Source organism: Streptomyces sp. NPDC051576 (assembly GCF_040681835.1).
Taxonomy (GTDB): Bacteria; Actinomycetota; Actinomycetes; order Streptomycetales; family Streptomycetaceae; genus Streptomyces.
The window spans coordinates 303,019-315,297 of record NZ_JBFAZO010000015.1; the positions used below are offsets into that span (position 1 = coordinate 303,019).

Here is a 12,279-nt window from a genome sequence, read left to right on the forward strand (position 1 = left end):
TCAACTGCCGCCGATACCGAGGGCAGTGAGCAGGACCAGGACGAGGGTGACGACGGCGAGCAGGCCGTGTGCCAGGACCACGGGCAGCGGGAAGTGCCGTTCGGCGGGGACTGTCCCCTCTGCTCCCGGAGCTGCCGCGGCGGGGGTGGCCGTGGCGCGGTCGCGGTAGACGGGGATCCAGCGGGCCAGCATCGTGAAGCCGAGGAGAGCGACCGGCAGTAGCAGGCCGAAGGCCGTCCAGGCCAGGGCGTCCTTGTCGGCCACGACGTAGATGATCCATACCACCAGGCCGATCGCGGCCAGGGCGAAGTGCACGAAGATCACCGGTGCGGGCAGGCGGCTGGTGCCGGACTGCTGCTGGCGAATTCCGCCGCGTTGAATCCAGGTGCCGAGCAGGTAGAAGCCGCCGAGGGCGGTGACCACCCAGGCGATCAGTGCCGCGATGTCCATGAGGAACTCCCCAACGATGGATAGGTGGAAGACAGCCGGCGGGCACCGGCCGTCGAGAGAGGTGCGGGGGCGGGCGTCACGAGGTCCGGCCGGCGTCGCCCGGCGCGTATCCCTCGGCCTGGGTGCTCTCGTCGGCGACCCGTACGCCGTAGCGGTAGGCGAGCTTGCCGCCCAGGAATCCCGAGACACCTAGAGCCGCCAGGCTGACCGCGGACAGGACGAGCTTGCCGACGCCGACGCTGCCGCCGTCGGTGTAGGTGCCGTAGCGCCACAGGAAGTTGACGACGTAGGCGACGGTCACCCCCAGGTTCAGCGTCATGTGCACCAAGCCGGTGCGGAACGCGCGGGTCCCGGCAGGAATCGCGAACAGGTCGAGGAAGCCGACCATGGCGGCCAGCAGTGCGCCGATCACCCCGACCGCGATCAGCCACTCCGAGCCCTGGGTCAGGAACGCCGGATCGTCCACCACATGCGAGGCGATGTCGAACACCAGGCTCGCCACCCAGGCGCCGATCGGCACCGTCACGAGGATCGGGTGGAAGGGGTGGCCGTACGGGCCGGCGAGAGTGGCACTGACCGGCCGCTTCGCCTGAAGCTGAGACTCACTGACCATCGCGACGACCTCCGTAGTTTCACCAACAAATCTTGGTCTTATTAGGGCTGCGCGTCAAGTTGCCCAGGTCCTGGCGCCCAGAGCGCACGAGTGACCACGCAGGCAGGGGTTATCGTGGGCCCGTGGCTTCCGATCCGATACCGCCGACCCGTGCGGCCGACGCCGCCATCGACTCCGTGAGCGTCCTGGGCGAGGACTCCCGGCGACGCATGTTCGCCTTCATCCGGCGCGCCCGGCGGGCGGTCACCCGCGACGAGGCCGCCGCCAGCGTCGGCATCTCCCGCAAGCTCGCCGCCTTCCACCTCGACAAGCTCGTCGACGCCGGCCTGCTGCGCGCCCGCTACGAGACGCCCGGCGGGATCCGCAAGGTCGGCCGGCAACCCAAGGTGTACGAGCCCACCGACGCCCAGCTCACCGTCAACATCCCCGACCGGCGCCACGAACTCCTGGCGGACCTCCTGCTGGACGCCGTCCTGGCCGAGGGCCCCGAAGAGAACGCCACGCAAGCGGCGACACGCACCGCCGGAGTACGCGGACGACAGATGGGCGAGAGGGAACGGGAGCAGACGCGCCCCGGCCGCCTCGGCGCCGAACGCGGGCTGACCACCTGCGAGCGCATGCTCGAGGAGCACGGCTACGAACCCGTCCGGGAAACCCCCACGCACATCCGGCTGCGCAACTGCCCCTTCCACCCTCTCGCGGCCAAGGCCCCCGACCTGGTGTGCGGCATGAACCACGCCTTCCTCACCGGCTACCTCGACGGCCTGCGGATCAGCGGAGTCCAGGCTGTCCTGGCGCCACAGCCCGGAGAGTGCTGCGTCCAGCTCACCCCCGCCGGTACGGATCCCGACGACGGGACGGACGAGACCGCTGACGCCGCGCCGCAGCCAGACTGAGGCCATGGGCTGGGTCCGGCGTCGTGCCGGCTCGCTGAGAGGTCGTTTTCTCCTGTTGTTTCATCCCGGTATGCGGATTTGATCCGGTGATGCCGGGTCGCGCCAGGAGATGGTTGTTTCGCCGGTGAGGCGGCGGGCCATGAGGTCGGTCATGGCGAGGTGGATCATGGCTTCGGAGCGGGCCGGGAGGGTCTCGTAGTCGCGGGCCAGGCGCCGGTGGAGCATCAGCCAGCCGTAGGTGCGCTCCACGGCCCAGCGTTTGGGTATCGGGGTGAATCCCCTGGTCCCGGGGGTGCGGGCGCTGATTTCCATGTCGATGCCGAGGGTGGCGGCGTGCTCGACGAGGTGTTTGCGGTAGCCGCCGTCCACCCAGGTCTTGCGGATCGTGGGGTGGTCGGCGGCGACCTGGTCGAGCAGGCGGGTGCCGGCGTTGGAGTCCTGGACGCTGGCCGCGGTGGCCAGGACCGCGAGCAGGAGGCCGAGCGTGTCGGTCACGATGCTCCGCTTGCGGCCCACGATCTTCTTGGCGTTGTCCGTGCCCTGGCTCGTGGCGGGGACGCTGGTGGAGGTCTTCACGCTCTGCGCGTCGATCACGCAGGCTGAGGGCTCGGGGTTGCGGCCCGCCTGCTCGCGGACCAAGTCCCGCAGCAGGCCGTTGAGCTGGGCGAAGATGCCGTCCTTCTGCCACTTGGCGAAGTAGCCGTAGACGGAGTTCCAGTGCGGGAAGTCGTGCGGCAGGTAGCGCCACTGCACCCCGGTGCGGTCCACGTACAAGATCGCGTTCATGATCTCGCGCAGGTCGAGCTCGGCGGGTCGGCCGAAGCCCAGTGCCCGGCCGTGGCGCTCGTAGCGCCAGGCGGCCAGGACCGGCTCGATCAACTCCCAGCGGGCATCGGACAGATCACTCGGATACGGGCGACGGTCAGCCATGACCTGGAGATATCGCCGTTCAGGGGCGTGCGCCCAGTCGTGCGTGCGGCTGTATCGAGGCACGGGACGGACCTGGGCGTCCTGGAATGAGACAGGCGCAAGCCGCCCTCCGCCCCAGGTGTCACACCATTCGTCTCGGCATTCACCACCAACCCGACAGCCTCACCAGCACCAGACCACCGAACATCATAAACACCTCTATAACCTCTTACTTCAGGTGAAAACGACCTCTGAGAGCGCGTTTTCGGCTGAATGGAATTCTGGAATCGGCGGCGAGCGGCGATGAAACCGCGCCCAGAGCGCCCGCCCTCACCAATCGGTCATCGACACGCTGGGATCTCCGGGTTCCCGGTGGCCGGGCCCACGCACTGCGGTGCGGGGCGGGCGAGACCTTCGGCCAGGCATTACGGCGCCCGTCTGCGCGGGCGCGTTCATGGCATCCGTCAGCGGATCCGGCCCGTGTACACGACCGCCTTCATGACCGTCTTCATCAACGAGTGGGGCAACCTGACGCAGATCACCATTGCCAACCTCGCCGCCCCGAACGGCACATGGCCGACGGCCATCGGCGCGGCGGCCGCCCTGATGTCCGTCTCCGCGCTCGTGCTCGTCGCGGGACGGTTCATCGCCAAGCGGGTGTCACTCAAGACCGTCCAGCGGATCGGCGGTCTCTGCATGCTCGGGCTCGCCATCTGGTCGCTCATGGAGATCTTCACCGGCTGAACCGGGCCGGCAGCCTCTGGGTGAGCCAGGAGGCTGCCCAGGAACGGGCGCCGCCTCCGTGACCGCGCTCGCGACACCAGGTGCCGCCACCAGCGTCTTGTGCGGGATTCCCGGCGGCGCTGACGGACGGACCGAAGGCGCGCCCAGCAGGCTGGACGGTGACCCATCGCCGCACCCGGACATGGGCGGCATCGAGCGAGGCCAGGGATCTTGAGTGCCGTATCACTCGTGCCGTTGCGGACAGAATTGTTCTGTCACATGTCGAGGCTGCCCTCTCAGGCCGGTCACGGCTTGGGAGGGCAGCCCCGTGTGTTGACACGTCAGGTCAGACCAGCGGCCACAGGGCTGCGGTGAGGGCGAATCCCGCGCAGCCCATGACGGTCGTCAGGACCGTCCAGGTGCGCAGGCCCGCGGCCACGTCGAGGCCGGCGAGCTTGGTGAACATCCAGTACCCGGCGTCGTTGATGTGGGACAGCGCGAGAGCGCCCGCGCCCATCGCCAGGGCCACCAGCGACAGCTGACCGGTCGACAGGTCGGCGCGGTGCAGCAGCGGGGTGAGGATGCCGGCGGTGGTGATGAGGGCGACGGTCGCCGATCCCTGGGCCGCGCGCAGGGCGAGCGATGTCAGGAAGGCCAGCAACAGTGCCGGCAGACCGGTGGTTTCCAGGACGTCGGCGATGGCGTTGCCGATGCCACTGGTCACCAGGACCTTGCCGAAGACACCGCCGGCGCCGGCGACCAGGATCACCATGGCGACGGGCGGCAGTGCGGAGCCCATGACCTCGGCGATGTGTGCGCGGTTCCAGCCGCGGCGGGCGCCCAGGAAGTAGCCGCAGAGGGTGACGTCGATGAGCAGTGCCACCATCGGGGCGCCCAGGACGGTGAGCACGGCGCGCAGCGTGGAGCCCTCGGCGAGCGTGTTCTGGCCGATGGTGCCGAGGAGGATCAGCAGGATGGGGGTGACGATCAGCGCCAGGACCATGCCGAAGGACGGCGGCCGGACCTCCGTGCCCGAGGGTGCGGGCTTGGTCAGTACGGCGGTGGCGTGGCCGCCGTCGGAGGAGGCGGAGCCGGTCTCCGCGGGGGCCGGCGCGGTGCCGTCCCCGGTCTCCGGTGCGCCGTACACCTCGGCGTGCACCGCCGGGTCCATCGGGTACTCGCGGCGGGTGAGACGGCGCGCGACGAGGTAACCGATCAGGGCGACGACGGCCGTGACGGGGATGCCCAACAGCAGCACGAGGCCCTGGCTGGCGCCGATCGCCTCGGCGGCCGCGACGGGGCCGGGGTGCGGGGGCAGGAAGGCGTGCACGGTGAGCATCGCGGCGCCCATCGGCAGCGCGTAGATCAGCAGCGGCTTGCGGGAGGCGCGGGCGACGCCGTACGCGATCGGCATCAGGATGATCAGGCCGACCTCGAAGAAGACCGGGATGCCCAGGACGAACCCGGCGACCGTCAGGGCGAGCGGGGTGCGTCGGGAGCCGAATCTCTCGATGAGGGAGTGCGCGAAGGCGTGGGCGCCGCCGGAGAGTTCGATGATCCGGCCGATCATCGCGCCCAGCGCGATGATGGTGGCGATGTGGCCCAGAGTGGCGCCCATGCCGTCCTCGATGGTCTTCACCAGGTCGGCGGCGGGCACTCCCGCGACCAGCGCGACGCCGATGCTGACGACGACAAGGGCGACGAACGGCTGGACCCTGGCCTTGAGGATGAGCAGGAGCAGCGTCGCGACACCAGCGACCGCGATGGTGAGCAGAGTGGTGTCGCTCATCGTCCCTCTCCTTCCGGGGACTTGGGAGACAGGACGGTGACGACGGAGGAGTCGTCGCGGGCGCCCAGTCCGGCGCGCTCGCCGAGCAGGTAGAGCTGTTGGGCCGCGGCGGCCAGGGGCACCGGGACGTGGGCGTCCTTGGCGATGGTGGTGACGATGCCCATGTCCTTGACGAAGATGTCGAGCCGCGACCTGACCTCGGGCTCGGGTCCGTCGTCGTACGTCTGGGCCATGCGCGGTCCGCGGTCGGCGAACATGAAGGAGCCTGCGGCGCCGTGCTTGAGGCTCTCGACGACGGTGGCCGGATCGAGCCCGAGTGCGCGGGCGAGTGCGACGGCCTCGGCCGCGGCCGCGATGTGCACACCGGCCAGCAACTGGTTGACGGCCTTCATCGCCTGGCCGTCGCCGGGGCGCGGGCCGACGACGGTGAGCGTCGAGGCGAGCAGGTCCAGGACCGGTCGGGCCGCCTTCAGTGCCGCGTCCTCGGCGCCGACGACGATCAGCAGATCGCCGTCGCCGGCCCGCACCGGGCCGCCGCTGACCGGCGCGTCGACGGTCAGCACACCGCGCTCGGCGAGCCTCAGGGCGGTGCCGCGTGCTGCCTCGGGGCCGACCGTGCTGGTGAGGATCACGACCGAGCCGGGGTGGAGGGTTTCAGCGGCGCCGTGCTCGCCGAACAGCGCGCCTTCGACCTGCTTCTGGTCGCGTACGGCGAGCACGATGACGTCGGCGCCACGGACGGCGTCGGCCGGGGACACGGCGTCGCGGGCGCCCTCGGCGGCCAGGGCGGCCCGCCGGTCGGCTGCGATGTCGTAGACGGAGAGGGGCAGTTGGCCGGCCAGGCGGTGCCCCATGGGGAGTCCCATGGCGCCCAGGCCGATGACGGCCGTCTGGGGACGGGGGTGCGGAGACATCTTTGTCCTCCTGGGGAGTGAAGAGGAGAGGTGCGGATGGGCTGCCCGGGGGTGGGGAGTCCCCGGGCCCGGGGTGCGGTGGATGCGCGCGGACGCGGCTTGCGCGGGGGGAGGGCGCGGCGGCGCTCGCGACGGCTTGCGAAGGTGACGCGACGCGGGGGGCCTTCGTACGGCGGTCTTGTGCCGTACGGCTGGTACGGCGCGGCTCTTGGTCAGCGGGGCTGGTGTAACCTCACGCGTTTTCTCCCTCGGTGCGGGGGCTCAGGCGGCCGATGACCTCCAGGGCTGTGTTCCGGACCGCGTCGCGGCCCGCGGCCCACAGGGAGACGACGTCGGAGCCGGGCAGCGCGGACGGGAGGGCCGTGCGGACGGCCTCCAGGTAGGCGCGGCGCAGTTCGGCGTTGACGTTGACCTTGGCGACGCCTCGGGCGAGGGCGCCGTGCAGCTCCTCGACGGGCAGACCGCTGGCGCCGTGCAGGACGAGCGGGACCGGTACGGCCTCGTGGATCGTGGCCAGCCGTTCCAGGTCGAGGCGGACCGGATCCTTGGTGAAGCCGTGGACGTTGCCGACGGCGACGGCGAGCGCGTCCACGCCCGTCGCGGCCACGAATTCCGCCGCCGGCACCGGGTCGGTCATCGCCGAGGCTCGGGCGACGGCGTCGGTGGAGACGTCCTCGTCGCCGGGCAGGGCCCCGAGTTCGGCCTCCACCCAGGCACCGTGGTCGCGGGCCCGCCGGACCGCCTCCTTGGTCAGTGCGATGTTCTCGGCGAACGGCAGGTGGGAGCCATCGACCATGACGGAGGTGTAGCCGGCCTCGAGGCAGGCGGTGATCTCGTCCAGGTCCCGGCTGTGGTCGAGGTGCACACCGAGGCGGGCGGGGGAGTGTTCGGCGGCGTCCAGTGCCAGTCGCATCAGGGCCTGGCGCCCGGCGTGCTTGAAGGGGCTGGAGCCTGCCTGGATCAGGACCGGGCGTCCGGCGGTCTCGGCGGCGGCCGTGATGCCCTGGACGGTCTCCAGGTTGTAGGCCACGAACCCGGGCAGGGCGTGCCCGGTGGCCGCGGCCTCCTTGAGGGCGTCGGTTCCGTGCAGCAGCATCAGGCGCTCCGGAGCAGGTGGAGTGCGTCGGCGAGGGCGTCGGCGCCGCCGACGTTCCCGGCGAAGACGATGTAGGGGATGCCGGCGGCGGGGCCGTCCACGGGTTCCCAGAGGGAGACGATGCCGGGCAGCAGCGTGCCCCGGGCCCAGGCGCGGCGGATCCGAAGGCCGTGGGTGGCGGTGTCGCTGGAGGTGATGCCGCCCTTCGCGACGACGAACGCCGGTCGGCGGATGGCGTTGACCTGGCGCACGGCCTGAACGAGTGCGGCGGAGACTCGGCGGGAGATCGCCAGACTGTCGTCCGCGTCGGCGCCCGTCACCAGGGTGCGGGAGGTGCGGATCACGGCGTCCGCGGAGTCCAGCGCGCCGGCGGCCGCGGCCGCGACCTCGGCGATGTGGGCCTCGCGGCGCTCCTCATCGAGCAGGAGTGCCACGTCGAGTTCGTACTCGGCGATCCCGCCCCGCTCGCGCAGCCGGTCCAACTGCCGTGTCGTCAGGGAGACATGGGACCCCACGGCGATCAGGCCGTGCGCCGCGTCGCCGCGCATCCGGTGCAGTTCGGCCGGGGTGAGCGGTGGCCGTCCGGCCTGTCCGGCGCGGGCCCTGACGAAGGACGGACCGACCCGGTACAGCAACCGCGTGCCGTTCTGCTCCGCGTCCGCGAGGGCCAGGGCCAGCACCCGCAGATCGTCGTCGCAGACGGCGTCGACCACGGCCGTACGTCCGCCGCGCAGCGAGGACAGCAGGCGTGCCGTGTGTGCCGGGCCTCCGCCGCGCAGGTCGTCGAGGGTGATGCGCAGGACCTCGTCCGCGGGCACGCGTCCGCCCGTCTTCTCCTCGACCCAGTCGGGCAGCGAGGAGCTGCGGTAGCCGAAGGTGGCGTCGCGGGCGAACTCGCTCGCGCCGACCGGCAACAGTCCGTCCGCGGTCCGCATCCAGTGGAGGGAGTCGACGGTCAGCCGTCCCGCCTCGATATAGGCGGGGACCAGCACCACGCCGTGCGGCGCGCCGGCGCCCAGCTCGGTGAGCTCCTCGGCGAGGACGTCGGTCTCCAGCGGGAAGTGGCCGCGCAGGGTCGAGTCGCCGCGGCTGGCCAGGATGTAACTGGTTCCCTCGGCCGCCGACGCCGCGTGCAGGGCGCGGACCACTTCGCGGTTGCGGGCGGCGGCGTCCCCGGGCGAGAGACTGCGGGTGTTGGTGAGGACGAAGAAGGCGGCGCTGTCCTGGCGCAGCGCCCAGCGCAGGTCGTCCACCGTCCAGGAGGTCAGGACCGGGACGTCGGCGACCGTCTGGGTGCCGGTCGGATCGTCGTCGAGGACGACGAGACGGGGGCCGCCGGAGATGCGGGCGGCCACGTCGGCGGCGCTCACCTCGCGGACCGGGGGGAGCCCTTCCAGCACCGCGGCCTCGGGGACCGGCCGCGTCTGGGCATGGAGGGGTAGGGACATGGCGGATTCCTGCTCTGTGACGGGGAGTTGAAGAGAGCGTCAGTCGCGGTCGCGCTTGATCACGTGGGTGCGCAGGTCGTCGGCGGTCTGGTTCATGTGGCCGTCCATGGCGGTTCGGGCGGCCTCGGGGCTGCCGGACACGAGCGCGGCGAGCACCGCCTCGTGGTGCGCGATGGCGTTCGTACGGATTTCGGGGACGGCCGAGGTCTCCCGGCGCCCTTCGACGAGCAGTGGGCCGAACGGTTCGAAGAGCAGCGGGACGAAGAGGTTGCCGGTCGCCCGCATCACGGTGTCGTGGAAGTCGATGTCGGCCTGCACGAACTGCTCGGTGTCACCGGCGTCGGCCGCCTCGCGCATGACCCCCAGGTGCTGGCGGAGCATCTCCAGGTCCTCCTCGCTGCGGCGGGAGGCGGCGAGCTCGCACGCGCCGTTCTCGATGAGCCGGCGAGCCTCGATCAGCCGTTCCGATAGGGCGCCGCCCGACGTGCGCGAGGCCGCCCGTACCACCGGCTCCAGGGCGGTCCACCGGTCCGGCGGGTTGACGTAGGTGCCCCGGCCGCGCACCACCCTGACGACGTTCTGGGCGCGCAGATGCTTGACCGCCTCACGCACCGTCAGACGGCTCACTCCGCCCTGCTGCGACAAGTCTCCCTCGGGTGGGAGGGCGGAGTCGGGCGGGTAGTGGCCGTCGATGATCGCGGTCAGCAACTGCTCGGCGAGGTCGTCCGAGAGCGACATGGCGGGAACCTCTTCGTTCGGCGATGACATCAGACATCTGATGTCTATGTGCCGGAAACGATGACACCATAAGAAGGGAGCGTCAATACCCTGGTCGTAAGCCGTTCGGGCATTGCGGGAAATGGTGGTGCGACGGCCTGCTCACGCCCGTTGACGGGCGGCGGCCTGGGCCGGATGGGCCGGCGCGGATCGCGCACGACGCCCCGCGGTCTGTCGGTGCTCACTCTGCACCGCGGCCCGCGTGGCCGTGGCAACCGGCGTCGGCCATCAGGAGCCGGTACTGGTGCTTGGTCGTGCGGTCTCGGTCAGGCAGGTGCTGTCCGATCGGGACCTGCGGGAGGAGAGCATGTTGGTCGGCAGCGGGCTGGGTTCAAACTGGCCATCTGTCCGGTGAACCGGGCGGGGCGTCGCTCCGGCGAGCGACGAGAGTGGGATGGCTCCGGAGAAGAAGACGCCGCCATCCTTCTGCGTGGCGCCCCCGGCAGGACGCGTGGCAGAAGGATGGCGGCCTGAGCTTGGGGTTTCGGTAGGGAAGCTCGTTGTTGAGGGGAGCTTTTATCCTACGGTGTGGGGGAGGGCTGGGCGGTGAGGCGGCCCGGCGTGCGGCTTGGGGCTGATCCGGATGCGTGGGTTCGGCGCATGGGTGCGGTGGTGGTTGCCGGGGTGGCGGCGTATGCCTCGTATCTGCATCAGCGGGAGTTCGCGGTGCAGGGTGGGGCGGATCGGACCAGTGCGTCCTTGTGGCCGTTGTCTGTTGACGGGTTGCTTCTGCTGGCGACGGTCGGTGTCCTGAAGCCGTCCGGTGAGCAGGACCGTCGGGGGCGGTGTGTGGTGTGGCTGGCGTTTCTGCTCGGTATCGGTGTCTCTCTTGCGGCGAATATTGCTGCGGCGCCTGTGTTGTCGTGGAGGCCGGTGTTGGTGGCGGGGTGGCCGCCGGTGGCGTTGTTGCTGGCGGTGGAATTGCTGGCTCACCGCTCCCGCGATCACGGAGAGATTGCTGCTGGCCGTGAGGCAGATGAAGGCGGTGGTGGTGATCCGCTGCTGGAGCAGGCCCGGCGGGTGGATGAGCGGCATTGGGAGGTGCATCAGCGTCCGGTCTCGGCTGAGTCGCTGCGTAAGGAGTTGAGGATCGGTGCTGGACGGTCGAGGCAGTTGGTGGCCGTGGTGCGTGGCGGCCGTAACGGCGGTGCTCAAGGTTGAGTACCTGGCGTATGGCCTGGCTCGTCTGTCGGCGGGGCTCTGACCTGGCCTTATGGGCTGGTCGGAGTCCTTTCCTGTGTCTGGGGGCGTCCCGCTTCTACCTGGGAGTTCCTGGGAGTTCCTGAGAGTTCCCGTGGAAGTGTGCACGGCTTGTGCACTGGTGGAGGCCGTTGGCGCGTTGGTTCCCGCCGGTGTGCACTGCGGGAAAAGAGGCGGCCGGAGGCGAGTTCTGACGTTCAGAGGGTGGCGGTGGTGTCGATGACTCAGGGCACCGAGGCCCAGCAGGAGACACCCTGGATCAAGCGATTCGATCTTGATATATGGGTTCGATCTTTTTGCGCGTTTGTGGTCGCCGGAGTTGCCGCGTATGCCTCTTACATTCACCAGAGGGAGTTCGCGCTGCAGGGTGGAGCGGATCGTGTCAGCGCGTCGTTGTGGCCGATGTCTGTGGACGGTCTGTTGCTTTTGGCGACCGTCGGCCTGTTGAAGCCCGCCGGGGCTCGTACGCGACGTGCGCGAGGTGCGGTCTGGTCGGCGTTTTTCCTGGGGACCGGGGTCTCGCTGGCGGCCAACATCGCGGCGGCACCGGCTCTGGAATGGCAGCCGGTGCTGGTCGCCGGATGGCCTCCGGTGGCTCTGATGTTGTCCGTCGAACTCTTGGTACACCGCCCGGCCGATCGGAAGGTCGAGGAGACCGAGGTGGAGCAAGAGAGCGGTAGTGATCAGCACGGAGATGATCCGTTGCTGGCTCAGGCCCGACTGATCGATGCCAGGCATCGGGATCGGTATCAACGGCCTGCTTCGGCAGAGACGTTGAGGAAGGAACTGCGTGTTGGCGCCGACCGGTCGAGGCGGCTTGCCGCTCAGGTGCGGGGGAGTCGAGTCGAAGGCGAAGGTGCTGACGAGCTTCGTCGTCGGGGCGAGACGCACGGCTGAGAGGCTCGTCTGATAATTGTTTTGATGAGACGTCAGATCGGCGCGGAGCGAGTCGACGGTGAGCGCGATGCCGGCGGCCGTCCAGAACTATCTCGGTTGGCGCGGAACGCGCGGTTCTGCAGAGAGGAGACATTCTGGTCCAGCGAACTTCCCCCACTGGCGCGGTACGAGGGAGTCTCATGTTCAGGCGGCGAGCCGCAGGCCGAACTCCCCCGGACGAGTGCCCAGGCGTCCACTACATCTCGGCCCGCGGAGAACTACCCCCGCTGTGGCTAGGGCGGTGTTCTTCGGGGTCTGGCACAACTTCCGTGAAGCGTGCACGGTGAGCAATCGGTTGGAGGCGGCAGTCCCGACTGGCTAGGCTCCGACGCCATGAGTGGACCGGTGTTGGTGATCGAGTTGGCGGAGGCGGTCCCGCACTCGGCGATCCAGCGACTTCGCGAATTCCTGGTTTACTCATCGGCGCGTTTTGAGAGGGCGTTAAGTCCGTTTCTGGTAGCGGCCTCGTCCGGGCTGGGTGAGGAAGCCTTGGCGAGTGAGGCGTCCGAGGCGAGCGCGGGTGACGTT

Annotated in this window: 12 protein-coding genes and 1 pseudogene; 5 read left to right on the forward strand and 8 right to left on the reverse strand. The window is 70.0% G+C overall.

Features of this window, described 5'->3' with window-relative positions; all coding sequences use genetic code 11:
- On the reverse strand, positions 1-450 hold the full coding sequence (locus tag AB0M63_RS40155; protein ID WP_366022856.1) for a hypothetical protein: 450 nt from the start codon (positions 448-450) through the stop codon (positions 1-3).
- Between the two features lie 76 nt (positions 451-526).
- A complete protein-coding gene (locus tag AB0M63_RS40160) occupies positions 527-1,063 on the reverse strand; it encodes a DUF2231 domain-containing protein (RefSeq protein ID WP_355915708.1) in 537 nt (178 codons plus the stop codon).
- A 122-nt stretch (positions 1,064-1,185) separates the two neighbouring features.
- On the opposite strand from AB0M63_RS40160, the gene AB0M63_RS40165 reads away from it, so the two are divergent.
- The gene (locus AB0M63_RS40165) at positions 1,186-1,959 is read left to right on the forward strand and encodes a transcriptional regulator (protein ID WP_366022857.1); all 774 of its coding nucleotides are present in this window, start codon (positions 1,186-1,188) and stop codon (positions 1,957-1,959) included.
- Positions 1,960-2,019: 60 nt separating this feature from the next.
- Here AB0M63_RS40165 and AB0M63_RS40170 read toward each other — a convergent pair whose 3' ends face one another.
- Entirely contained in the window at positions 2,020-2,889 is an 870-nt protein-coding gene (locus AB0M63_RS40170; RefSeq protein ID WP_366022858.1) for an IS5 family transposase, read from the reverse strand.
- A gap of 456 nt (positions 2,890-3,345) precedes the next feature.
- Between AB0M63_RS40170 and AB0M63_RS40175 the strand changes: the two are divergent.
- Positions 3,346-3,612: pseudogene (locus AB0M63_RS40175) on the forward strand (TMEM165/GDT1 family protein); the annotation flags it as partial.
- 325 nt (positions 3,613-3,937) lie between these two features.
- Here the strand turns inward: AB0M63_RS40175 and AB0M63_RS40180 are convergent.
- The 5 genes from AB0M63_RS40180 to AB0M63_RS40200 all read right to left on the reverse strand — a co-directional run bounded on the left by AB0M63_RS40180 (position 3,938) and on the right by AB0M63_RS40200 (position 9,576).
- The gene (locus tag AB0M63_RS40180) at positions 3,938-5,380 is read right to left on the reverse strand and encodes an SLC13 family permease (RefSeq protein ID WP_366022859.1); all 1,443 of its coding nucleotides are present in this window, start codon (positions 5,378-5,380) and stop codon (positions 3,938-3,940) included.
- Positions 5,377-6,294, reverse strand: a complete 918-nt coding sequence (locus tag AB0M63_RS40185) for an NAD(P)-dependent oxidoreductase (protein WP_366022860.1) — start codon at positions 6,292-6,294, stop codon at positions 5,377-5,379. The genes AB0M63_RS40180 and AB0M63_RS40185 overlap by 4 nt, the downstream gene beginning before the upstream one ends.
- A 232-nt stretch (positions 6,295-6,526) precedes the next feature.
- Positions 6,527-7,390 carry a class II fructose-bisphosphate aldolase gene (locus AB0M63_RS40190; protein ID WP_366022861.1) on the reverse strand — a complete coding sequence of 288 codons (864 nt, stop codon included), beginning with the start codon at positions 7,388-7,390 and terminating at the stop codon, positions 6,527-6,529.
- Complete coding sequence (locus AB0M63_RS40195; RefSeq protein WP_366022862.1) at positions 7,390-8,838, reverse strand: four-carbon acid sugar kinase family protein; 1,449 nt, start codon at positions 8,836-8,838, stop codon at positions 7,390-7,392. Before AB0M63_RS40195 ends, AB0M63_RS40190 begins: the two co-directional genes overlap by 1 nt.
- Before the next feature lie 39 nt (positions 8,839-8,877).
- The gene (locus tag AB0M63_RS40200) at positions 8,878-9,576 is read right to left on the reverse strand and encodes a FadR/GntR family transcriptional regulator (protein WP_366022863.1); all 699 of its coding nucleotides are present in this window, start codon (positions 9,574-9,576) and stop codon (positions 8,878-8,880) included.
- 639 nt (positions 9,577-10,215) lie between these two features.
- Here AB0M63_RS40200 and AB0M63_RS40205 point away from each other — a divergent pair.
- The 3 genes from AB0M63_RS40205 to AB0M63_RS40215 all read left to right on the forward strand — a co-directional run.
- On the forward strand, positions 10,216-10,776 hold the full coding sequence (locus AB0M63_RS40205) for a DUF2637 domain-containing protein (protein WP_366022864.1): 561 nt from the start codon (positions 10,216-10,218) through the stop codon (positions 10,774-10,776).
- Positions 10,777-11,034: 258 nt separating this feature from the next.
- Complete coding sequence (locus AB0M63_RS40210) at positions 11,035-11,712, forward strand: DUF2637 domain-containing protein (RefSeq protein ID WP_366022873.1); 678 nt, start codon at positions 11,035-11,037, stop codon at positions 11,710-11,712.
- Between the two features lie 372 nt (positions 11,713-12,084).
- A partial coding sequence (locus tag AB0M63_RS40215; protein ID WP_366022865.1) for a DUF6368 family protein occupies positions 12,085-12,279 on the forward strand: 195 nt, incomplete at its 3' end.